The organism is Marinobacter sp. CH_CUG1437-1 (genome assembly GCF_037029655.1).
Classification (GTDB): Bacteria; Pseudomonadota; Gammaproteobacteria; order Pseudomonadales; family Oleiphilaceae; genus Marinobacter; species Marinobacter salsuginis.
This window is the reverse complement of sequence record NZ_JAYMEW010000002.1, coordinates 134,607-157,823: the sequence shown is the minus strand read 5'-3', so window position 1 is coordinate 157,823 and position 23,217 is coordinate 134,607. Positions and strand designations below refer to the sequence as shown.

At 53.9% G+C, this 23,217-nt stretch carries 21 protein-coding genes; 12 read left to right on the top strand and 9 right to left on the bottom strand.

The window, feature by feature from the left end:
- Window positions 1-83 precede the first annotated feature (83 nt).
- From glgC to glgP, 5 genes are all read left to right on the top strand, one after another.
- Window positions 84-1,349 (top strand): glucose-1-phosphate adenylyltransferase, encoded by a 1,266-nt coding sequence (glgC, locus tag WA411_RS06115; RefSeq protein ID WP_291909066.1) that lies wholly within the window; start codon window positions 84-86, stop codon window positions 1,347-1,349.
- Entirely contained in the window at window positions 1,339-3,066 is a 1,728-nt protein-coding gene (locus WA411_RS06110; protein ID WP_291909069.1) for a glycoside hydrolase family 57 protein, read from the top strand. Before glgC ends, WA411_RS06110 begins: the two co-directional genes overlap by 11 nt.
- The gene (gene malQ, locus WA411_RS06105) at window positions 3,063-4,556 is read left to right on the top strand and encodes a 4-alpha-glucanotransferase (protein WP_291909071.1); all 1,494 of its coding nucleotides are present in this window, start codon (window positions 3,063-3,065) and stop codon (window positions 4,554-4,556) included. Before WA411_RS06110 ends, malQ begins: the two co-directional genes overlap by 4 nt.
- 101 nt (window positions 4,557-4,657) lie before the next feature.
- The gene (locus tag WA411_RS06100; RefSeq protein WP_136629485.1) at window positions 4,658-5,020 is read left to right on the top strand and encodes a PilZ domain-containing protein; all 363 of its coding nucleotides are present in this window, start codon (window positions 4,658-4,660) and stop codon (window positions 5,018-5,020) included.
- 66 nt (window positions 5,021-5,086) lie between these two features.
- Window positions 5,087-7,621, top strand: a complete 2,535-nt coding sequence (glgP, locus tag WA411_RS06095) for an alpha-glucan family phosphorylase (protein WP_291909074.1) — start codon at window positions 5,087-5,089, stop codon at window positions 7,619-7,621.
- 3 nt (window positions 7,622-7,624) lie between these two features.
- On the opposite strand, the gene WA411_RS06090 is transcribed toward glgP, so the two are convergent.
- A complete protein-coding gene (locus WA411_RS06090; protein WP_174805027.1) occupies window positions 7,625-9,037 on the bottom strand; it encodes a TrkH family potassium uptake protein in 1,413 nt (470 codons plus the stop codon).
- 251 nt (window positions 9,038-9,288) lie between these two features.
- Between WA411_RS06090 and WA411_RS06085 the strand changes: the two genes are divergently transcribed.
- From WA411_RS06085 to WA411_RS06075, 3 genes are read left to right on the top strand one after another with little or no spacing between them, the layout of a single operon-like run.
- Window positions 9,289-9,831 (top strand): porin family protein, encoded by a 543-nt coding sequence (locus WA411_RS06085; protein ID WP_291909077.1) that lies wholly within the window; start codon window positions 9,289-9,291, stop codon window positions 9,829-9,831.
- A 23-nt stretch (window positions 9,832-9,854) separates the two neighbouring features.
- Complete coding sequence (locus WA411_RS06080) at window positions 9,855-10,430, top strand: acyl carrier protein phosphodiesterase (protein WP_222464492.1); 576 nt, start codon at window positions 9,855-9,857, stop codon at window positions 10,428-10,430.
- A complete protein-coding gene (locus WA411_RS06075; protein WP_291909081.1) occupies window positions 10,427-11,053 on the top strand; it encodes an ATP-dependent zinc protease family protein in 627 nt (208 codons plus the stop codon). Before WA411_RS06080 ends, WA411_RS06075 begins: the two co-directional genes overlap by 4 nt.
- On the opposite strand, the gene WA411_RS06070 is transcribed toward WA411_RS06075, so the two are convergent.
- Window positions 11,050-11,889: a substrate-binding periplasmic protein gene (locus tag WA411_RS06070; RefSeq protein ID WP_291909084.1), complete on the bottom strand. Its 840-nt coding sequence runs from the start codon at window positions 11,887-11,889 to the stop codon at window positions 11,050-11,052. The genes WA411_RS06075 and WA411_RS06070 overlap by 4 nt on opposite strands.
- A 300-nt stretch (window positions 11,890-12,189) precedes the next feature.
- Between WA411_RS06070 and WA411_RS06065 the strand changes: the two genes are divergently transcribed.
- Together WA411_RS06065 and WA411_RS06060 are read left to right on the top strand one after the other, a co-directional pair.
- Window positions 12,190-13,506, top strand: a complete 1,317-nt coding sequence (locus WA411_RS06065) for an AlbA family DNA-binding domain-containing protein (protein WP_291909087.1) — start codon at window positions 12,190-12,192, stop codon at window positions 13,504-13,506.
- Window positions 13,507-13,692: 186 nt separating this feature from the next.
- Entirely contained in the window at window positions 13,693-14,088 is a 396-nt protein-coding gene (locus WA411_RS06060) for an MbcA/ParS/Xre antitoxin family protein (RefSeq protein ID WP_291909089.1), read from the top strand.
- Between the two features lie 9 nt (window positions 14,089-14,097).
- Here the strand turns inward: WA411_RS06060 and WA411_RS06055 are convergent, their stop codons facing one another.
- From WA411_RS06055 to WA411_RS06040, 4 genes are all read right to left on the bottom strand, one after another.
- Entirely contained in the window at window positions 14,098-14,730 is a 633-nt protein-coding gene (locus WA411_RS06055; protein WP_291909091.1) for a hypothetical protein, read from the bottom strand.
- 923 nt (window positions 14,731-15,653) lie between these two features.
- Window positions 15,654-16,604 (bottom strand): ATP-binding protein, encoded by a 951-nt coding sequence (locus WA411_RS06050; protein ID WP_291909093.1) that lies wholly within the window; start codon window positions 16,602-16,604, stop codon window positions 15,654-15,656.
- Window positions 16,601-18,520 (bottom strand): hypothetical protein, encoded by a 1,920-nt coding sequence (locus WA411_RS06045; protein WP_291909095.1) that lies wholly within the window; start codon window positions 18,518-18,520, stop codon window positions 16,601-16,603. The genes WA411_RS06050 and WA411_RS06045 overlap by 4 nt, the downstream gene beginning before the upstream one ends.
- Window positions 18,517-19,194: a TnsA endonuclease N-terminal domain-containing protein gene (locus WA411_RS06040; protein ID WP_291909099.1), complete on the bottom strand. Its 678-nt coding sequence runs from the start codon at window positions 19,192-19,194 to the stop codon at window positions 18,517-18,519. Before WA411_RS06040 ends, WA411_RS06045 begins: the two co-directional genes overlap by 4 nt.
- Window positions 19,195-19,410: 216 nt before the next feature.
- Between WA411_RS06040 and WA411_RS06035 the strand changes: the two genes are divergently transcribed.
- Window positions 19,411-20,112 (top strand): tyrosine-type recombinase/integrase, encoded by a 702-nt coding sequence (locus WA411_RS06035; RefSeq protein ID WP_291909101.1) that lies wholly within the window; start codon window positions 19,411-19,413, stop codon window positions 20,110-20,112.
- Between the two features lie 190 nt (window positions 20,113-20,302).
- On the opposite strand, the gene WA411_RS19080 is transcribed toward WA411_RS06035, so the two are convergent.
- The 3 genes from WA411_RS19080 to WA411_RS06025 all read right to left on the bottom strand — a co-directional run bounded on the left by WA411_RS19080 (window position 20,303) and on the right by WA411_RS06025 (window position 22,483).
- Window positions 20,303-20,377: a hypothetical protein gene (locus WA411_RS19080; RefSeq protein ID WP_366673637.1), complete on the bottom strand. Its 75-nt coding sequence runs from the start codon at window positions 20,375-20,377 to the stop codon at window positions 20,303-20,305.
- Between the two features lie 119 nt (window positions 20,378-20,496).
- Entirely contained in the window at window positions 20,497-21,831 is a 1,335-nt protein-coding gene (locus tag WA411_RS06030; RefSeq protein WP_064226805.1) for an ATP-binding protein, read from the bottom strand.
- Window positions 21,818-22,483 (bottom strand): response regulator transcription factor, encoded by a 666-nt coding sequence (locus WA411_RS06025; protein WP_022990681.1) that lies wholly within the window; start codon window positions 22,481-22,483, stop codon window positions 21,818-21,820. The genes WA411_RS06030 and WA411_RS06025 overlap by 14 nt, the downstream gene beginning before the upstream one ends.
- Before the next feature lie 200 nt (window positions 22,484-22,683).
- Between WA411_RS06025 and WA411_RS06020 the strand changes: the two genes are divergently transcribed.
- The gene (locus WA411_RS06020) at window positions 22,684-23,217 is read left to right on the top strand and encodes a cupredoxin domain-containing protein (RefSeq protein WP_248236799.1); all 534 of its coding nucleotides are present in this window, start codon (window positions 22,684-22,686) and stop codon (window positions 23,215-23,217) included.

The window sequence follows — 23,217 nt, the reverse complement described above, 5'->3', positions numbered from 1 at the left end:
TATCGTTTAAGGCGTCAAAAACGTGGCAAACCCTAGCGGTTGAACGATCGGTCCGAGGGAAGGTTTTCTTCAGGGAAGCAGCTATGCAAACGGCCAAGCGTTTCGTCAGTCGTCTCACTCGTCAGACTCTTGCACTGGTACTTGCCGGAGGGCGGGGCTCCCGCCTTCATGATCTCACCAAATGGCGGGCCAAACCGGCGGTTCCGTTTGGCGGCAAGTTCCGGATCATTGATTTTCCCCTCTCGAACTGCATCAACTCGGGCATTGGCCAGGTTGGTGTGATTACCCAGTACAAATCTCATTCCCTGATTCGCCACATCCAGCGGGGCTGGGGGTTTCTCCGCGGGGAACTGGATGAATTCGTCGAACTCCTGCCGGCACAACAACGGATCGAAACCTCCTGGTATGAGGGAACAGCGGATGCTGTGCTCCAGAACCTCGACATCATCCGCAGCCATCAGCCGGAGTACGTGCTGATCCTGGCAGGTGACCATGTCTATAAGATGGACTACGGCACGATGCTGGCCCACCACGTGGAAAACGATGCTGATATCACCGTCGGCTGTATCGAGGTGCCACTCGATGAAGCCTCGGCATTCGGCGTTATGTCGGTGGACGATGAACTCAGAGTCACTGAATTCGTCGAGAAGCCGGAGCAGCCAAAGCCGATGCCCGGCCAACCCGGCAAGGCGCTTGCCTCTATGGGCATCTATGTGTTCAGCACCCAGGTGTTGTTTGATGAGCTGATGCGTGATCAACAGATGGATGGCGATTCCTCCCACGATTTCGGCAAGGATATTATTCCATCGGTGATCAAACGTTTGCGGGTGGTGGCATTTCCATTTCGGAACCCGGTCGAGAACAAACCTGCCTACTGGCGCGACGTGGGTACCGTTGATGCCCTATGGCAGGCGAACCTTGAGCTCATCAGTATAAGCCCGGAACTGAACCTGTACGATTCTCACTGGCCGATATGGACCTATCAGGAGCAACTGCCACCGGCCAAGTTCGTGTTCGACGACGACAACCGGCGCGGAATGGCAGTGGATTCCATGGTGGCGGGCGGGTGCATTGTCTCCGGCTCACTGGTGAAGCATTCCCTGCTTTTTTCGCAGGTTATGGTGCATTCCTTTAGTGAAATATCAGATTCAGTGATCTATCCGGATGTGCAGATAGGCCGCCATTGTCGCCTTCGAAACTGTCTCATTGATCGTGGCTGCCGGATTCCGGAGGGCACCCGGATTGGCTTTGATGCCGAGGAAGACCGGAAGCGGTTCCATGTTTCTCCAAAAGGTATTGTGCTGATCACGCCCGAGATGCTCGGGCAGGATTATCCCCATGGCCTCTGACACAAAAACGCCGGTAGTACTTTGCTGGCATATGCACCAGCCGTCTTATCAGGACATGCGAACCAATCAATTCCTGTTTCCGTGGGTATACCTGCATACCATTAAGGATTACAGCGACATGGCTGCCCATCTGGAAAGCAATCCGGAGGCCAGGGCAGTGGTCAATTTCGCGCCCGTTCTGCTTGAGCAGATCGAGACCTATCTGATCCAGATCGAGCGTTGGCGGCATGGAGCAGGTGAGATCGGTGATCCTCTGCTGGCTGCCCTTGTCGCGGAGGAGTTGCCCGAAACCGGCACACCGGCTTTTCTTGGCCTGATGGAAAAGTCCCTTCGGGCGAACCGCGAGCGGATAATCAATCGCTACCCTGCGTTCGCGCGTCTTGCGGAACTGGCTGACGTCTTCCGCCGGAAACCGGAGCTACAGAGGTATATTTCCCGCAGATTCCTCTCGGATCTGCTGGTCTGGTATCACCTCGGCTGGATGGGGGAGACGATTCGCAGGAAAAGCCATTGCATCCAGAGCCTTCAGGAAAAAGGCCATAATTTCTCGATGGACGACCGGCGAGCTTTGCTGGACGTGATCTTTGATGTGTTATCCGGCATCGGCCCGAGATACCGCCATCTTGCCCAGAAGGGCCAGGTTGAACTCTCCGTGAGCCCCTACACCCATGCCATGCTGCCTCTGCTCATCGACCTGGCTTCCGCCAGGGAGGCCATGCCAGACATCATTTTGCCGGCGCACAGTGACTATCCGGGAGGTGAGGCGCGGGCCGGCTGGCAGCTCCAAGAGGCGAAAACCGTCTTCCAGCGATTCTTCGGCCTTGAACCATGCGGCTGCTGGGCGTCAGAGGGTGGCCTCAGCGCCGCCACACTGGGCTTGCTGGAGGACCATCAATTCCGCTGGACGGCCAGCGGGGATTCGGTGGTGCACAACAGCCTGAACCGAGCGCGGGAAACCAACCCGGAACTGCCCGATTACGGCATTCATCGGCCGTATACCTTTGGTGAATCGGGCACGTTCGTGTTCTTTCGGGACGACGGCCTGTCTGATCTCATCGGGTTTACCTACGCGGACTGGCACGCCAAGGATGCCGTCGGCGACCTTGTTCATCACATGGAAAACATCGCCGGTCAGGGAAAAGGCAAAACACGGCCGGTGATTTCGGTGATCATGGATGGTGAAAACGCCTGGGAGTATTACCCGGAAAACGGTTTTCATTTTCTGGATGAGCTTTATCGGGTTCTGGCGAACCACCCCAAGCTGCAGTTGACCACCTACAGTGATTTGGTAGCCAACCCCGTCACCGAGCCCATCAAGCTGCCACATCTGGTTGCCGGGAGCTGGATTTACGGCACTTTCTCTACCTGGATTGGTGACCCGGACAAGAACCGCGCCTGGGATCTGCTCTGCGAGGCGAAAGTCCACTTTGACCGTGTGATGGATAACGGCAGCCTCAATTCAGAACAAAAAGAGGCTGCCATGCAACAATTGGCGATCTGTGAAGGCTCCGACTGGTTCTGGTGGTTTGGCGACTACAACCCGGCTCAGATCGTCAGTGACTTTGAACATCTCTTCCGCCGCCACCTGGTCAACCTCTATGAAATGATCGGGTACCCGGCGCCGCCCTCGGTATTCCAGCAGCTAAGCCAGGGCAGCGGAGAACCAGCCCGGGGCGGAACCATGCGTCCGGGCCATGACGCGGAAAAACAGGCATGACGTCAGCCAACGCCAACGACCTGTTCAGTGTTAGAAGGGCGGGTGTCCTTCTGCATCCGACCTGCCTTCCGGGCACCCTGGGTGTGCTAGGGGCGGGTGCCCGCCGCTTCGTCGATTTTCTGGCCGCAAGTGGTATCACCGTCTGGCAGACTCTGCCTATCGGCCCAACACATTCCGATCTTTCCCCCTATCAGTCCCTCAGCGCCCACGCGGGCAATCCGAATTTCATCGACTTGGCGGAGCTGCTGCAGGTCGGCCTGCTGGTGGATTCAGAAATTGCCCAGCCCATTGCCGAATCCCGCCAACAGCTACTGGGCATTGCGGCCCAACGTTTTTTCGATGGCATAGGGGAAGCCCCGAAAGGCCTTGATCTGGCCGCTTTCGAGGAATTCCGGACCAAAAACGACCACTGGCTGGATGATTTCTGCCTTTTTTGCGCAATCCGGGAGGTTCAGGATTCACCGGGCTGGCTTCAATGGCCAGAGCCCCTGAGAGACCGCTATTCCGTCGAGCTGCAGTCATTTATTGACCAGAACCAGACACGTCTGGCCCGGATACGGTTTGAGCAGTTTTTGTTTAACCATCAGTGGCAGGCACTGCGCAATTATGCGCGGGACAAGGGCATCCTGCTTTTTGGAGACATTCCTATTTTCGTCGCCCACGACAGTGCCGATGTCTGGGCCAATCGACATCTGTTCAAACTGGATGGCCGAGGCGAACCCACCGTCGTTGCTGGTGTACCGCCTGATTACTTTTCCCCTGACGGACAGCACTGGGGAAACCCGCTCTATAACTGGCAGGCCATGGCGGGAGATGGTTACCAATGGTGGCTGGAAAGGCTCGAAAGCCAGCGTCATCTTTTCGACCTGATCCGAATCGATCATTTTCGCGGCCTGCAAGCTTACTGGGAAATTCCGGCCGAAACGCCGCAACCAAGATTTGGCTACTGGGTTCCCGGCCCAGCCGATCATTTTCTCCAGGCCTGTTTCAACCGGTTCCCGGATTTGCCATTGGTAGCCGAAAACCTGGGTATTATCGGCGACGATGTGGAAGAGCTTCGCAAACGGTTCCACTTGCCGGGAATGACCGTTATGCAGTTCGGATTTGACGGGAGCCCCAATAACCCACACCTTCTGCATAACCACCACACCCGGGATCTTGTGTACACCGGCACACACGACAATGACACCACGCTCGGCTGGTACCAAAGCCTGGACGATCATACACGGCGCTATGTGGATGACTACCTGGGTACCACCGGTGACGGTATGCCGTGGCCAGTTATTGAGGCCGCTTTCCGATCCGTTTGCACTCTCGCGGTTGTGCCAATGCAGGATTTTCTGAGCCTCGGAACGGAGGCGCGGTTCAACACGCCGGGCACCATTACAAATAACTGGGTTTGGCAGCTGGACTGGAATTTTCCTGAAGAAGATCTGTCCAAAATCATCTCTGATGCGGTACGGCGACATGGGCGTCTACCCCAAGACTGACCATTTTTTGATCAGCATCAAAGAGGCGCTCGCAAACCTTCGATATAAAACACAGGCAGTATCAACAATTGCCGTTCTTGATGAGTCACCGGGGGGGAAACATGGAACACAGACTCAGTAAACGCGTTCAGGGAAAACTTGGCCTGTTGGTATACAAACGAGGGATGCCGGTGGCCACCGGACAGATTCGGGATGCGTCCAAACGAGGGCTCTTCATCGCGACCGATTACACGGACGTGCAGTTAAACCAGACGGTAGAGCTTGAGTTTCGTTTCCCAGACCAGCAGGAAAAGCGGTTTCGTCGCCTCAAGGCACACGTAGTCCGCAAATCCGACCGGGGGCTGGGTGTCGACTTTGAGGGAGTTGAGAACGACAGCTTCACCATCTCCTCTCTGGTGCAATGGCTAAAAAAGCACCATATGCCCGTCAATTATTTTCCGGTTCGTCGTCAGCAAGCCTTCTGAATTGATGGGGGAGATCTCTCATGGAGCTCCCTCTAATATACCGGCCAACCTGAGCGGAGTCCTACTTTGACGCTGGCAGCTTATACCACGCGATCCTTGCCGGACTCCTTGGCCGGTCTGTTTCAGCTGGCCCTCGATTTACGATGGACCTGGCACCATGGCACTGATGAGCTTTGGCGCGCCCTTGATGAGGAAATCTGGGATACCACCCGGAACGCCTGGCTGGTGCTGAACAGTGTCTCCGGCGACCGGCTTGAAGAACTGGCCGCCGATTCTGACTTCCAGAAACGCTACCGTGACCAGATATCAGCACATAGTGAGTTTATTCAGGCTGATACCTGGTATACGTCGGAATGCTCCGGGGATCTTGGTGAGGGCATCGCCTATTTCTGCATGGAATATGGGCTGAGCGAATCTCTGCCCCTGTACAGTGGCGGACTGGGTGTCCTGGCGGGGGATTTCCTGAAAGCCTCGAGCGATCTTGGTGTGCCCGTGATGGCTGTCGGGTTGCTTTTCCAGCAGGGCTATTTCCGCCAGGCCATCAGCACCGATGGAGAGCAACTGGAATTCTATCCCTACAACGACCCAACGATGCTGCCGGTTTCCCCCTTAAGAGATGACGAAGGCCAGTGGGTGAGGGTGGTTGTGCCTTTCCCGGGGCGAAACGTTCGCCTACGCGCCTGGAAGGCCCAGGTTGGACGCTGCGAGTTGCTATTGCTAGACAGCAACGACCCGCGGAATGAACCCGGCGACCGGGGGATTACCAGTGAGCTATACACCGGCGACCCGGAAAAACGCCTGCAACAGGAAATGGTGCTTGGCATTGGTGGCTGGCGCCTGATCAAACAGCTGGGCCGAAAGCCTAGACTGTGCCATCTGAACGAGGGACATTGCGCGTTGGCACTGATTGAACGGGCCTTCAGCTGGCAGGATCAATACAGCGCCGATTTCCAGCTCGCCCGTACCGCGACCAGGGCAACCAATCTGTTCACCACGCACACCTCGGTGGCCTCTGGCTTTGATCATTTTTCCCGATCGCTGCTCCGGTTGTACCTGGCTCCCTGGCTGGAGGGGCGCGACCTCAATATCGACCAGTTGATGGATTTGGGCAGCGAAAACCAGGATTCGCAAGATCAGTCTTGCAGCCAGAAGCTCAACATGGCCCTGCTGGCGTTGAACATGAGCGGACGGTTTAATGGGGTCAGCCGAATCCACCAGAAAGTCACCCAGACCATTTTTCAGCCGTTTTTCCCCCGCTGGCCGGCAGAAGATATTCCCGCAGACTATGTAACCAATGGCATTCACACGCCCAGTTGGGATTCACCGGAATCCGATGCCATCTGGACACAGGCCTGCGGCAAGGACAGATGGCGCAGACCACTCCAGAAATCCTGCCCAATGACCGACATCACCGATGAGGCGTTGTGGGAGATGAGGCGTTTGCAGCGGACACGGCTGGTCGGCTACCTTCGCAGACGGCTTTCAAGCCAGCACTGCGAGCAGAATCCTGGCTTCGACCATGCTGCTGCCTGCGGGCTGTTGTTGGACCATGAAACCCTGACCGTGGGCTTTGCCCGGCGTTTTACCGAATACAAACGACCGGACCTCCTGCTCAAGGATCAGGACCGACTGCTAAAGCTATTGGCAAGCCGGGACCGCCCACTCCAGATCGTTCTTGCCGGCAAAGCTCATCCCTATGATCTCGTCGGGAAGGACATAATCCGCCGGTGGAAAGCATTCTCACGTCGACCGGATGTGGAGGGCAAGGTCGTGTTCATTGAAGACTACGACCTGGGTGTGGCCAATCAGTTGGTTCAGGGAGTCGATGTCTGGCTCAACTGCCCGAGACACCCCTGGGAAGCCTGCGGCACCAGTGGTATGAAAGTACTGGTGAACGGTGGCCTGAACCTGTCCCAGTACGACGGCTGGTGGGCGGAGGCCTGGAACCGGGATGTGGGCTGGGCCATTCGACCCGGCGCTACGTTCAGGGAACTCAGTGGCTCCAACAATCACGACCACGACCTTTCAGACGCGAGTGAACTGTTTGATCTGCTTGAAAAAGAGGTCGTTCCCGACTTCTACAATGAGGACGAAGAGGGCATTCCCCGGCAATGGCTGAAGCGAATGCGTGCCAGCATGGACCAGCTGACAGCTGCGTATTCTGCCAATCGCATGGTGCGAGAGTACGTGGAGCAGTTTTACCTGCCCATGGCCGAAAAAGGCAGAAACCGGACGATGGAAACCTCGAAGGAACTGTTGGCGGAATGCAACGCAATCGCGCAGCACTGGCCTCGATTGAGGTTCAACAGTTTCAATGCCATTGAAACCCCAGACGGCCTGTTCTGCAAAGTGGAAGTCTACCTGGATGGAATCGACGAGCAGCGGATTGCCGTTGACCTGGTGGCGGAAGAATCAGAGCAGGGGCCCAGAACGGTGGTGGCGATGGAAATGAAGCATCCCCTGGGCGGTTCTGCACACACCTATCTATACGAGTGCACAGTGCCCTCAAGGCCGCAAGGACACTACACACCCAGGCTCCGAGTGCGTGATGAGCGCCTGAACCTGCCGCTGGAAAATCCGGCGATACTCTGGCTCAAGTAAGCGTCAGCTTCGCCAAAACGCGGGCGAAAGAACGATTACAACACTCAGAATTTCCAGACGCCCCATCAACATTCCCACAGACAGGACCCATTTCGCCGCGTCGGGCAGTGGTCCAAAGTTCCCGGCCGGACCGATGATGTCACCAAGACCGGGGCCAACGTTGGTCAGCGAGGTGAGGGCGCCTGACAGTGCGGTTACGAAGTCCAGTTGCATTGCGGCGAGGGCAATCGTAATCAACAGCAGACATAACAGGAATATAAACGTGTAGGCAATCATGGACGAGATGATCTCATCGCTCACTGCCCGCCCGTTGTAGTTCCGGGTAAGCACCGCTCGCGGGTGCAGAAGCCGCATCAGCTGTTCACGAAGAATAATAAGGGACAGCTGGAACCGGAAAATCTTCATACCGCCGGCGGTGGATCCTGAACAGCCACCCACGAACATCAGGAAGAAAAACAACACGAATGCCAGCGGGCCCCAGGCTGAATAATCCTCGGACGCGTAGCCCGTGGTTGTTACCACCGAAGTAACGTTGAATAGAGTCGACGCATAATTGTGGATGGGATCAAAAGGTACCGGAGACACCATCCAGCGGTAGAGGGTCAACAACAGCGGCACGAAGAACAGGATGGCCAGGAAGAGCCGAACCTGCTGATCCCTGAAAAGCACGCCATGTTGGCCATGCATTTCGCGCACAAAGAGAAAGAAGGGCAGGCTGCCGATTATCATGAACAGCGTCGCTTCCATGAGAATCAGATCATTGAACTTACCCATGGACATATCCGACGTGGAGAAGCCGCCGGTGGCAATACTGGTCAGGCCATGGTTAAAGGCATCGAACAGTGTCATGCCAGAGAAGTAGTAGGTGACCACCGCGATGATCGAGAAAACAAGGTAAACCACCAGCAGACCGCGACTGAGAGTTTTCATTCTCGGCAATGCCTTGTCGGTCCACTCCGAGGACTCCGTGGCAAACAGCCGCATGCCACCGACGCGAAGGAACGGAAGCACCGCAACGAACATGCCGATAATCCCGATGCCGCCGATCCATTGCAGAATGGAACGCCAGATCAGCAGATCCCGATCCATGTCGTCCAGGCCACTGAGAACAGTTGCCCCGGTGGTGGTAATCCCGGAGGTGCCCTCGAAGAAAGCGTCCGCGGCGGAAATTCCAAGGTCGCTCAGATAGAAAGGAAGGGACGAAAAGAGTGCGATGATGAACCAGGAAGAAACCGTGAGCACAAACATGTAGCGCGGTTTGAGATCCCGTGGCTTGCTGTAGGTGGCGGCCATCCCGAGGATGCCCAGGCCGCAGACAATAGCGGCCGATTCCGCAAACGCCATGGCATTCGGCGTCTCGGAGCCCGCAAGTAAAATGACAGGCAAAGTCATGAAAATGCTCAAAAGCACAAACATGACGCTGACAATAAAAATGACGGGGTAGAGATTTCTCAATGGATGCTCGAGCCAGCTGATACCGGGAGACGGCGTCAGAATACCTGTGGGTTCCGGCTTCCGCAAGGTAACACCGCGCGGATACTGAAATTACCGGCGAATTAAATCGGTGTAAATAACGCGTAAATGCGGATCTTTCCGATGGAAAAATCCGTGAGGCTGGTGCAACTTCAGCGATGTACACCGAATGATTCGGTTAAGGAGATACCAGAATGAAACACGTACGTTCAATTGCCGTCATTTTTGCGACCGGTCTGGCAGCTGCCGGCACGGCTTCGGCCCAGGACATGTACAAGTCTGGCGTTGGCGGACTGTATACAGGCCTTAACTACACCTTCGTAAATTTGGAAAGCGATAACGCCGATGCCGATGTCGGCACTCTCTCTGCGAAGGTGGGCGTAATGGCGACGCCTTACCTGGGGATCGAAGCCCGTGGCGGTTTCGGAGTGGATGATGAGCGCGTCGGCGGCGTCGACTATTCACTGGACAATTTCTTCGGCGGCTACGCCACGTTCAATCTGGCCAACGAATCGCCGATTACGCCCTACGCCATACTCGGCTTCACCCGGGTTGAACTCGAGGCCTCTTCGTTCCTTGGCACGGCCACCGAGGATGAAACGGATGTCTCTTACGGCATCGGTATGAATATGGAATTTGCACCGAACCTGTCCGGCAACCTCGAGTACATGCGTTACTATGAAGACAGTGATGCTGAAATCGATGGTCTGGGTGTCGGCATTCAATTCAACTTCTGAGACCAGACCACCGGGGAGACTGTTTGAACCATCTGGCTCATGTATTTCTGGCGCCGGACTCGCCTGAAGCAAGGGTGGGGAGCATCCTCGGTGACTTTACCCGGGGTGTCGATCTCTCGGCACTCCCGGACTCGGTAAAACACGGCGTTCGCCATCACCGGGCGGTGGATAGTTTTACCGATCAGCATCCGGATGTACTTGCGAGCAAGCAGGTGTTCTCACGTCAGAGACGCCGATTTGCCGGGGTTGCACTCGATATCCTCTACGACCATTTTCTTCTCAAGCACTGGGACCAATTCAGTGACATTGAGCGAGAGGCGTTTATTCGCCGTATTTACAATGAGTTGCAGCAAAATGAGTATCTGATGCCGGACAAGATGGCCCGGGTTACCCGAAGCATGGTCTGGAATGACTGGTTTGGAGCCTACGAGGACCTTGAGAACATCGGGCACGCTCTGGACCGGGTTGCGGGACGCATACGCTTCAGAAACGAATTCGCCGGCATTATTACGGAGGTCCGCGAAAACCACGACGAACTGGAATTCAGGTTTCTATCTTTTTTCCCGGATTTACAGGAATTTGCAGGAGGTATTGAATGAAGGTTCTTAAAAGGGCGTTGTTGGCCGCAGCATTGGTTTTGCCATCAACGATGGCGCTTTCCGCCGAATCGGAGGCCAAAAATGACCAGCGTCCACCGGAAACGCTTGGCTACGTGGAATGGGTAGTCATGCAGGACACCAGCCTTCGTCTCAAGGCACGGCTGGATACCGGCGCAAAAACCTCATCATTGCACGCTGTAAACGTCGAACCCTTCGAAAAGGATGGCGTCGAATGGGTGAGCTTTCAGATCCCGCTTGGTGACCACGAAGATCAGCCCACCGAAGGCGAACTGGACCACGAAGACGTGATCCTCGAATTTGAAAGGCCGGTGGAACGAACCGTACTGATCAAGCGCAAAGGCGCGCCGTCCCAGAAGCGCTACGTGGTCATGATGGACTTTTGCATTGCCGGAACCACCCATACCACACAGTTTTCACTGACAGACCGCGGCAAATTCTCCTATCCGGCGCTGCTGGGCCGGCGATTCATGCGCGATGACAACATTCTCATCGACTCGGCGGACGCGTTTATGGCCGAAAAAGAATGTGAATACATGACGCTGGAAGAGCTGGCAACGAGGCATGCCGAGAGTGTGGTCGAGGAAATCGATCCGGACGCCTAACCGCAAGTGCTGGGATCCTCATCCCAGTTCACCAGTTTGTCTTCCAGTATTTCGGCGGCCGCCGGGGAACTGTGAGCCTTCAGGGCTTTTTCAATAATCTCCTGATAGCGGCCGCTTTCACGAAGTTTTGCCAACCCCCGATCAAAGGCTCGCTTCAGGCGACCCGCCTCCGGATCGTCACGCGAGAACGGAACATGGTAGAGGGCACTTCTTAGTGGCCTTGGATGGAACTCCAGGCTCTCTCTGGCCTCCGGACCAAGCTGTTCGGCAAGCATTGCTTCACCAACGATCGGATCCATCGGAAAAAGATCGATTCTTTCTAGCAATAGCTTCCGGAAATTGGCGATATCTGACGTGGTGACATCGGCGTTTACCAGACCACTTTCGATGGCCCCGCTGAGTGTATCGCCATAGCTGTAATCCTGGGTTAGCCCGACATTCATACCCCTGAGGTCTGAGAGGGCATCCCAATCGAATGGCATTTTCTGACGATGATAGAAAACGTACTGGTACGGCAAAATCGGTGCTGAGTAGAGGAATTCGCGCTTTCTTTCTGTAGTGCATGACCAGACGGCCGACGCCTGGTACTCGCGGGATTTCACCAGCGCTAACGCACGCGACCAGGGGAAAAAAGAAAACTCAACATCAATATCCTGAGAGGCAAACGCCTCACGGATAATCTGCGCCAGAAAGCCGCCATCCGTCCGATTCTCATCCAGGTAGGGAGGCCACTGGCCGGTAGTGATCCGAATAGTTTCCTGATTGGCCGCAGCCGGTCCAAGCGGTATCAAGGATAACAACAGGGAAAACAGAAACAGCCGCCGGTACCACTTCATTAACGAACACCTGAAAGCCGGAAGGGTGAGTTGGGTTGGTAGAGTATAACGACTGTATGGACGACTTCAGAAAGCACTGAACCTCCCTAATCAAAACTCAACTAGTTAGCGCCTGATTTTCACATTAAGTCCTAAACAAACCTAAAGTAAATCCCAGAATAGAGCGCTCACTTGGGTTTCCACACCAAGTGCTAAATTCGTCGTCCAGCTCGGTAGTGGCTCTGGCCAACGGTTTTGATTCCCACTAGTTGGGCGTATGCTGTTGGTTCAAAAAAAATATCGGGTCAGACTCTCCAATCTATGTCGTTAAAGCAAATATCAAACTTCGGACAAGCTGAACTAATTGAGCGTATGGCACAGTTTGTCGACTTAGACACCTCCCTTCCGTTTGTTTTTCAGGGTGTTCTCACCAGACACACCGGCGACTGGTCGTTACTAATGGGCACGCTGACTTTCTACGAAAACGATGACTGCGATGAGCAGGAAGCGAAAACTTGCCAGCAGCATTACCCAGATTTTCGGTTTATCAGCGGGCTCAGTGGGGAGATAACCCCGTTAGATTTGATCGCTGGTCTCAGTGAAGAGGGTCGACTCTCGATACCTGGCTTGGCTGACGTGGTATTCGAACGAGGAAATGCGAATTGGACGGAGTCATTGACTCCTAGTCATGCAAGCAAAGGCCTCTCACCAGAAAGGTGTTTTACAAGCAGGGTGTGCTCAGATGTGTACTTCCACGACAGTAAGCTCATCGCCTATGGACTTCCTTTTCACATGTCTGCTCTCGAATACGCCAGAGAGTTTCTTGGGTTGGATACGTTTCACGGTAATAGTGACGGGCGTAAAGGCGAGCTGTCCATCAAAATTCCAGACCGGCGGGGGCACATAACCCTGTCTGATCGGGAAGCCTTATTCAGTGATGGTCGTGGTGAAAGTGCAGCTGAGCTTATGCTGGTCGGAGAAATTGACGGTAAGCCAGTGCAAATCAAACGCGGCGAGAAGTTCAAGTTTGAGCGGGAAAAGGCTTCATCTGTTGAGCTGTGGTTGGTAACTGACGGTGATGAGATTGTTGACTACCGTTCTTCATCCGAATGGGAGTACCGACTGGTTAAATCTGATCCCAACGTTGATATGGCCAAGTTGTTGCAGATTATTAAATCGGGAGAGAGTGAACATTGCGAATTTAAGCCGTACATTGACCTTGTCGCATGCAAAAATAACAAGGCCTTGGAACTTGAAAAAACAGTTTGCGCGTTTTCCAACCACCAAGGAGGTAAGCTGTTTATCGGTGTGGATGACGACACGGGCATCATCGGAATCAATGAAGGCTGTCAACGGCACTACAACTGTGATCTTCAAGAGGGTGTTAGGTTCTATCAAAATGCAGTCAAAAAACGGCTGCAAGAATCACTGGTAAAGAACCAGTGCTTCGATACCTATCTGATCGAAGATGACAAAAAATATGTGTTGGTTGTCGAAGTTCAAAAGGCCAATGGCATAAATTATTTACTCCAAAAAAACGAAGCCTACATTCGGCGCGGTGCTTCCTCTCCCAGAATGACGCCTGCCGAAATCCAAGCATTCCCTGAAGAGACAGATGTTTTGGGGCGCATGTTGTAGTTTAGGGTGGGGGAATCCACAGCGACCCCACCCTAAAAATGCTCTACGCGAAACTGGGGATTCGGGCATGATAGAGCTCTGAGCGGGAGATCAAGCTATGATTCAATCCTGTTACGCCGAAGAGAAACTAGCCTTCGCCCTGATGCAACTCGACTTGGGAACACCGGTCCCGGGGAGTTGAAAGAAATGACCGAAATTAAAGTTACCTGCCAAAAACTCGCAAGTCGGATTTCTGAAAAGCTCGAACTGTCGGCGGATGAGCAATACCAGCTGTTCTCGGCTGCCTCACAAGGGATCGACAGAGATTCCGGCGGTCGTGGTTTAGACCAAATCAAAGTAAGTTACGTGCTGGGAATATTGATAGCCGTTTATATTTGCTTTTCCGATCCAAAACGAGCAGTGCAGCACCTTCGCCGCCCAAATAGTGATTTCCCATTTGATGGCCGCTCTCCCTTGGATCTGATGATGACCGGAACAGAAGGGCTTCGATTGACCCGGAAGTACTTCGATGAAAAGGCGCAACCACTAGGTAAAGATGACCCAGTCTATAAGTGGGCCTTGAACTCAATCCTTTCTGACTAACGGTTGCTTTTAAAGTTGGAGGCGATACCAACTTGATCGGTACCAGCCCCGGTCCCAACCAAACTCCTGGAGGGTAATTGCTACCTGCTCAAAGGTCTTCACGAACATTTCTGGCCCCCATAGCTCTTTTCTGTCCACCGTCCATTTGAGCCCCCATAACGGAGAATCGATGTACAAGCCGTCTTGATCGATGGTAGGCAACTGCTCTGGAGTAGTCGGCACGAGGTTTTCAAGCGGGTCTTCTTGGGGAGACCAAACCAGGATTCGATCTTTTACCATCGCCAATGCCAGCATCGCACTGGAGCTGGTTGCGCCATGGAAATGGTTTTTGGGGTCCCAGGCGGTAGGATTCTGCTCTGATTGACAGGCCACGAACCGATTGACAAGGAAAGACGAAAGGTCGAACATTTCGCGGAAAATCAGCTTCAGACTGCGCTCAAAGAACCATTGCTGAAACCACAGGGCAGGCCTGAAAAATTGTGTTTGTCCTCGCAGATCAGACGGCTCTCTTGCCTCAAGCACCACTCGTTCAAGGAGTGCCGGCCAAGGCCGATATCGCAGGTTTGCTGTGAACATAAGGTGTGCAGACCGTAATGCACCTTTGGGATTGCAATAGCGCTGAGTGACGACGCTCCACCACATGCTGAACGCCAGGCAAAAAGGGCAGGGCACTGCCCCTCTTTCGACGTAACTTTCCAGAGTCCCCGTGAAATGGCCGACTCGTAGAGCGTGATTGTGGGGCGCGTTCCGCCGAATCCATAAGGTAATCTCGCGAGCTACTCGCCCTATGATCGCAATTCTTTTTGGAAGGGGCGACCTTATCAACCCTTCGATTTTCCCATTGTGACGCCACCACGTTCGCTCAGAGATCTCAGGCGCACGCCACGGCATTACCGGAGCGGAGAATTCCCGGATGGGAACCTCGGCCATCTCTACGCCTAGTGTCTTTAACTCGCAGGGCGTAAATTCTGGATGCCAAAAAGCCTGAAAAGCGGGGAAGTAGGGCGATTCCGGCGTCACAGGGCAAAAACAACATTTGACCTGGCGATTCTGCCAGTATAAAGCATCCAACTGATCCGCCCACTCCCATACCTTCCCAAGCTCTAAACCCGGGGCCGGAGAGTGGCGGAACGCGCTTAGCCTTTCAAAGGCTCCCATCTCGGAATCGGGGATCATTCGTCCCGGCAATTCGGCAACATTAGGTAAGCCGCATACTTCGCAGTCATTGAACTTCAATGAGTGGATGTCCGGCCAGGGCCTCTCGCATTTTGGGCACAGAGCGACCAAGGGCTCGCCATGGAGAGGGCATGCCGTCACCCATTCCAACCGGAAGAGATCGGAATGGAACAAGCGCCATGCGCAGGCCGGACATTGACGCGCGATGTTACTCGCGATCGCTTTGGGCGTTGGGAAATCGCTTCCAAGCGCTTTGCCGACCCGAAGCGGTGACAAGCCGGGATTCGCCACCAGGATCTGACGAGCGGTAGCGTAATCGCTCTGGCAGGCTTTTCTCATCCAAGAACCTGAATTGAGGGGAAGTGCCTCGGTAAAAGCCACGCCGACGCCTATTTGAGGGGCTTCACGAGTGACGGGATCAATCCAGACATCCGAACAGCCTCCTCTACCATGTCATCATCCAAAGCCTCGGCGCCATAGCGAGGCAAGAAATCGGTCAACAAGGTGTTGGTCGTAATAGAAAAAGATTGCATCCCCCAAGAGTCGAGCTTGTGGTCCTTCTGGAATCCTCGGAAAACCCTCCAGAATATTGTCGCTGCACCGGCGAGCCTGAAACCTGAGTTGACAGCATCAGGCAGATACTGTGCAACGAAGGTGTTACCAGATTTCGGGGGAAACTGGAGCCGATCGTATTGGGCGAGACAATATTTCACTTCGTCAGCGGACGCGATGCCCCGATAGAGCCTTCGAATGCGAAAAAATCGACCGTGGAGGTGTGCAAAACAGTCCGGATCCATGCTGTTGATCAAGGACCAGGTCTCAACATCGTTGCCAACAAAGAGCACAAGCAGTGCTCGTTCAATGGATCGGAGTTTATCGTAGAGTTCAGCGAACACGTTGAACTGTCGCGGCGACAAGCGCTGGCATTCATCCACAACAAGCAGTGCCTGGGCGACGCCGGCCTCGCACATGGTATCGCAAATGCAATGAATGAAGCGGTCAGCCAGCTGGTCCGCTCTGTCACGGTTGGACACGCTGAGACCTGCTGACCAGCAAAGTTGCCGGTATACGGACAACACGGTTGATTGATCGCGCAAGGGGATGCTCACTCTTAGCACTGGAATAGGGGAGTCAGTACGATCGACCAGCTGATCGCACACCTGCTCTAACGCGGTTGTTTTGCCCACCCGGGCTGGCCCGGCAACCACAGCCCCGGGAATTCCGGTCCAAAGCCATTGTGTCAGGTCCTCGCGCAACTGAGACATGGCCGGTGTGTCGAGTACAAGTTTCCATGGATGTAGCAAGGGGTGTTGCGGGTCGACTTTTGCAATGGAATTCATGATTGATCTCCTTCTCGAAACGATGTCGTCATTGGCGACCATTTGAAACGGTGCTCGGGCGCCATTTCTGGTCGTGGAGCCTTGTCAGACTCGATTGGCAGTTCTGGGTTGTGTGAAGGTGGCTGTTCAGGATGGCTGGCAAATTCCAAATGGCCGCCGTTCGTCATTTCTTGATAAATCCGTAGGATTTGTGACGCCACTTTCGGTTTTTCTCTGTTCTCTAGGAGGTCGGAAAAATACCCGGACAAAGGATCGTGCTGATCGTCTCGATAAACCCGTTTCTGCTTGAACAGTAATCGACGTGTTGAAACCGAATGGGGGAAGCGTCGCCAGCTCTGCGGAGCCTGAAGCTCCCCCAGTTCCTGGCCTTTAACGCTTTTTGCGCGAATCGTCCGAATGTCACGACGATCGTATTCAACGAAAACGTGAGATTGGCTTGGCGGCAGACTGACAAGCCCTGGTCCTCGGTAGCGGCAATATTCCAAGTAGACGTAAGGTGTGCCACCACCGGGTTGCGGTCGATGCACGATAAGCCGTTTCTGCGAGAGCAGGGGGCGGTACTCCGCGGACTGCGCTTCTGCAAAATAGCGAACCCAATGGTTCTGGAGGTGATGTCGGAAGAGTGCCATCGGTGACGAACCTCCCAGGTGAGGTCGGCGGCGATGGTTGAACTCATGCAGCGTCAAATAGAGCGCTTCCTCCAAAGTCTGAAAGGTCACCATTGGGGGAAGTTTTGCATTTTTTTGTGACTCCTTGACCGAGTCCGTCGGAAAGGAGCCTGTGGTGGAATCGAACCGATGTCCCAGACGTTGTTCGACGAAATTAAAGACCCGTTCGACCAAGGCGCGGGACTTGGGTAGGGCCGGGTATCCAAAACGAACGCCCGCCCCCATTGTATTGGTCAGAAAATTCACGACCGAGTTGCTGTGATGCATCCAAGCATTGTCAAAGAGCACAGTTCCGAAGCTGAGCGCCAATGGAGGAGCCAATTCTGCGGGGAAGGCGGGCCCTTCAGGTGCGTGAAATTGCGGCGTTGAGAACCGTAGTGGGTTCCTTCGGTTCAGGCAACGTTCAAGCAGTTCCAGCATGTCCTGCTGATTGGAGGTGGCGGTTGGAACCAGATTGAATCCCAACACACACTGGGTCCCAACATCGATGGCCAGCATCAGTGTGCAGCGGGAAAGCCGCAAATGAATCAGCTCTCCGCCCAGTTCCATCGAAATCCGGGAATGAACGTCCATTAAGTGCTCATCGATTTGAATGGTCGACAAAGCACGAAAAGTCTTTGGGGAAGGCGATTCAGCAGGAACAGCGTTTTGATCGCGATAGGTCGCGTGCTTGAGCCCCTGCTTACGTAATAGCCAGTAGCGTCGGACGGATTCATAGCCGCGTGATGACGTAGTGTAAGGATAACAATCCAGTGGCCAATTGAGCGCGGCCAGTTTGAAGAGAAATCGTTTGTGCAAGGATGTGGCCGTCAAACGTTCGGAGGCGACCTGGCGCCTAAAGTCCGCGTCAATGGCCCGGTCAAGTTCTTGTTTTAGTTTCGGTAGTTCGGACAGCAACTGATTAAACGCGCCCGTACAGGCCGAGTTTGCTTGAAGCGTAGGCAGAGGGCTGATCCGCTTCGGTGGAGTCAACTGAACGTAGGGAAGCAGGCCTTCGGTCAGGAAGGGTGGTTCGTCGAGGTTTCCGCCGAGGCAGCGTTCAAGGAGCTGACTGACCCGACCTGTACTTAAGCCATCACTTTGAGCGACGTCTCGCAGAGTATGACCGGCCAGCACCTTTGAAACGACACGCCGATTCCTCAAGAAGACAGAGCGCCGCTCTGGCGGAATCAACGAATAATCGATCGCTGGCCATTCGGAAAAAGACCGTAAGGAAGGTTCCTGATCGAGCCTTTGACGCCAACTCATGACAGGCAGACCTTGGTGTTGAAATCCAGGGGATGTTTCGACAGCTCGGCACGCAGCAGCCCCCGATACAGCAACCTAAACAAAGCCATCTCTCTATCCGAGGAGGCGCGGCGATCACCTGGGTTGATCACATCTCCAAGGACACACTCCGGTTCGTTGTAAAAGGTCTCCAACAACCGGTGTTCCTCGCGTTCGGTCGGTAATTCTCGATGGACATGCAACGACCGAACAATCTCCAGCCAGTTCTCCGCTTCGATCGCCCGCTCGGTGACGGACTCATTGGCAACAACCTTAAAATCGATGTCATAACGTTTGAGATATTGGGCTGTCGGTTCGGTTAGCCTGGTATCGGCATTCCCTTCGGGCTTTAGTTCGACCACGAAGGATCGATCTTTGGCCTGAACGAAAAAATCCGGGGTGTACCTGGCACGCCCGACCTGAAACGTGAAGGGTTGCGGCACATAGGAAAGTACGTCGGGATCACCCTCGAGTAGACCGGCGTACAGATGTTCCGCCCGACAATGAAACTCGCTGCGGTAGGGGTGCTTGAGCATCCACTGGACAGAAAATTCCGTGGCGATGCGCATAGATTGCCGGGTAGCCCGTTGGCGCGGTTCGAGCGTATCAACACGAACAGCGGGTCGCGGTTTCGGTTTAGGTTTAGGTTTTGGCATGACTAGCCCTCCCTGATGTCATGCCGTCAGTTTGCCGCCAGTGGTCCCACCGAAATAGAGCGGGGCACATTCGATTTACTCAAAAAGCTGAATAATATACCAACATGAAAACCTCTTTTTAAACAATGCGCTACAATAGGTTGTAGACAGTTCTTTGGGGAGGCTCATTAGAAAACGGTTTAAACGCGCACCGTTTCCTATGGGAAAAACGTACACATGCGTTACACGTGCGATATTGGGCCAGAGGCTCTGGCATGCAGCGAACAATTGTTCCCGATCCAGAAGGTCATCATCGACTGGGACGAACTGATTCGCATGAGGCCGGCGGTCGTCCGCAGCAGCCAGACGATGCCTTATTACCTATTGATGCCGGAGGTGCTCGCGCTATTGCGGGCCGACAAGCACCCCATGTACCGGCTCCTGATCGATATTATGTGGAGCACCGGAGCACGGGTCTCGGAAGTGCTCGCACTCACGCCGGAACGCATCCTTGGGGGCAATGATCGGTTTGACGTATTACTGAAGGCAAAAAGAACAGGGGCGGGTAGACCCGGGAAACTGACGGCGCTTCGAAGCCGGCAGCGATGCGTGCCCCTGATAGATGAGTGGACTCAGGATCGCTTGCAAACATACCTCTGCGGCGGCCATTTCCGAGCAACACAGCGGTTGTTTGCAATCGCACCACAGACCCTTAATCGTCACATCCATCGGCTCGCGGACGCTATCGATTTCCCCGCCCATTGGATTACCGCCACAACGTTTCGACACTCCTTCGCGATCAACCTGCTTGTGCACGGGTGTCCACTCAGCGCTGTCGCTCGGCTTCTGGGGCACAAACATCTGGCGTCCACCGCGATTTACGAACAGGCGCTGACAGTCTCGGACCATGAAATGATTAAGCGCGTCGAGTTTCATTAAGCATTGTGTCACGAAGGATTCGCCCCTGGTGTTTCAGATCATGTGGAAGTCTCAAATCAACGGGTAGCCTTCTGATTTGACCCTGACGCCGTTTAAGTACAATTCATTATCAGAAAAATCCGCTTTTAATAGCAGCGTCAGGTGGCATAAAACCTTGCGTTTTCGGGCTTAGTCAGAGAGTGTGGCTATATCACAGAACGGAGTGGCGTCTGACTTGATTATAGAACGTTCTCCAGGCCTCAATTTTTTGCCCGGCGTCGGCCACTGAGAAAAAGCAGTTTCTATGTGTTTCTCATAGGTCCACCGATACCTGACCTTGCCGGCCTACGGCCTCCGCCGAACGCTACGATCGGTCTGCTACTAAACAAAAGCGAACATTCGATTTTATCTTAATAATTCGATAGAAACGCGTAAACCGCTACAGGACTTAGTCGAAAAGCTGATTTTACCTTCATAGCGAGTCACTATATCTCGAACGATAGCAAGGCCGAGACCGTGCCCAGGTGTTTGCTCATCTAGCCGCAGACCCCTTTGGCCCAAACTGGCTAAATCCTTGTGATTAACCCCTGGGCCATCATCAGCAACAACTATTCGCTTGAAGCCGCTGCCTTGTTCCACAGAGAGCTCTACGCATCTCGAAGACCATTTGCCAGCATTGTCCAGTAAGTTGCCCAATACTTCATTAAGATCATGTTCTTCTATCGGCCATCGGCTGTCTTCAGGCAGAGAACTCGATAGTTCAAACGACTTTTCCGGATATAAACGACCGAGCATCCACAAAAGATCCCGTGCCTGTTTTATGGGGTAGGCGCTTTTCCCAATCTGGGGCCCTGCAAAACGGCTTCGACGCATTTCAGCCTCTAATTGCCTATCGATATCGCTTAGTCGCTCCACCATCTGGTGCCTAAGAGTAGTGTCGAGGGGACGTGTGTCGTCTTCCAGTATCTGCCGGACGGCTGCGATGGGGGTTTTGACGCTATGAGACAGGTTTGCGAGAGCGTCCCTGGAGCGCTCCAGTCGCTGATCTAAGGAGTCCAGCAACTGATTTAGTTGAAGAACCAGCGGGTGGAACTCCTCTGGCGACTGAACGTTGATTCGGGAGATCTCTCCGTCCTGGAGTCTTTTTAATGCGGCTTTGAGTGTGACAACCGGTCGCATGGACATCGTGATACCGAACCAGAGCACGGCGACCAAGAGCATAATCAACAGAACTGATACTACGGCGGTCCAGGCATGAAGTGCAGCTTGGCTGCGTTTCAGCGCACCCAGATCTTCAGAAACGATTACGACGATGGGTGTTTCACCGACCTGAAAAGACTTTCGGTAGGCGAGGATGTCTAAGGGAGTATCAGTGGTTTCGGCATCTTCTACGCGAACGGTTCCGTCTTCTTCGTTTTCAATCAGAGGCGTTAACAAGGGCTCCCAAGTATCGGGTGAAATGATGGTCTGTTCGGGTGTATGTATGGCAAAGGCATGATGAAAAACATCCTGGAAATAATCGCCCGTCTGGAGAGTGTCAACTTCACCATTCGCGTCGCGAATCTGGTGTTCAAGGAAAGCGACTTCATCTTTCAGTCGGCTTTCAACGAACTCCCGGGACATTCGGTCGAGTAGCAAACCATGGACCAACCACGCTACCCCCATTAGACCAATTCCGGCGGGCAGTAACAGCGCAAGCAAGGTTCCTTTTACGGACGCAGGCTTTTTAAGGAATCGCATTAAAAATGTACCCCTGGCCGCGTCGTGTTGAGATGGTTTCGCTGCCCACTAGCTTCCTTAACCTCCGAATATACGCCTCAATGACGTTTTCACTCGGGCTATCATTCAAGTTGTAAAGCTGTTCCATTAGTTGTTCTTTGGAAAAGACGTGGCCAGGGCGGCTCATCAAACAACGTAGCAGCCGGAATTCGGTGCCGGTAAGTGTATGTTCCACGCCGTCGTCCATCTTGAGGCTTTGGCGGTTTTCGTCCAGTTCAAAGCGGCCGGCTTTAACCTGAGCATGGACCCTTCCTTCACTTCGACGCACGAGTGCGTTGAGGCGTGCGATTAGCTCTTCTGTCTGAAAAGGTTTTGCCAGGTAATCGTCTGCCCCGGCTTTCAAGCCGTTAACCTTATCCTGCCAATCGCCTCTCGCGGTCAGAATCAAGACCGGACAGCTGACGTGATTCGTTCGCCACTTTCTCAATACGTCCAGCCCGTTGCCATCAGGTAGACCCAGGTCCAGAACAACAGCACGGTAATCCTCTTGCTCACCCAGAACGACGGCTTCTCGGGCACTGGGAGTTGTATCAACGCTGAAACCTGCTTTTCCCAACTGCCTGACCAGACCCTCAGCAAGCAAGCGGTCATCTTCGACGAGCAGTAAACGCATGAGTTTTTCCTTCTCTGTATGGTCCGCGGTCGAAAGTGTGACTGATTAACCTGAATTCAGCCTGAACGGAAAATAGTTCGAGTTTTTCAGAAAGAATTCAGGTTAGTGAGAGAAGGTAACAACCGATTCTGGACATTGCTCAAGATTGGGGCTCAATCCAGCAGTGTTTTCGCGAGTTTTATTTTACAGAGGATAAAAAGATGAATGCATCAAAACTATTCGTAGCGGGTATGGCGCTTTCAATGTCGGCAACAGCGTTTGCGGCTGGCGCCCATGATGGTGGCCACGGGCACGGCGCTACAAGCGGTGAACCTGGCAAAGCGTCGGAGGCCAGCCGAACCATAACTGTCGAGATGTACGACAACTACTACGAACCCGAAGAAATCAGTGTAAAGCCGGGTGAAACCGTTCGCTTCGTGGTGGAGAACAAGGGAAACCTCGTCCATGAGTTCAATGTTGGCACTCCCGACATGCACGAAGCTCATCAAGAGGAAATGATGATGATGGTTGAGCATGGCGTCATCCAGGGCGGCAAGCTGAACCACGACATGATGAATATGGATATGGGGAATGGCCATTCCATGAAACACGACGATCCAAACAGTGTTTTGCTGGAACCGGGCCAAAGTAAAGAAGTGGTTTGGAAGTTCTCTGATAAAGGCAATATCGAATTTGCCTGCAACGTGCCGGGCCACTATCAGGCCGGGATGTACGGTGAGGTCAATTTCGAGTAA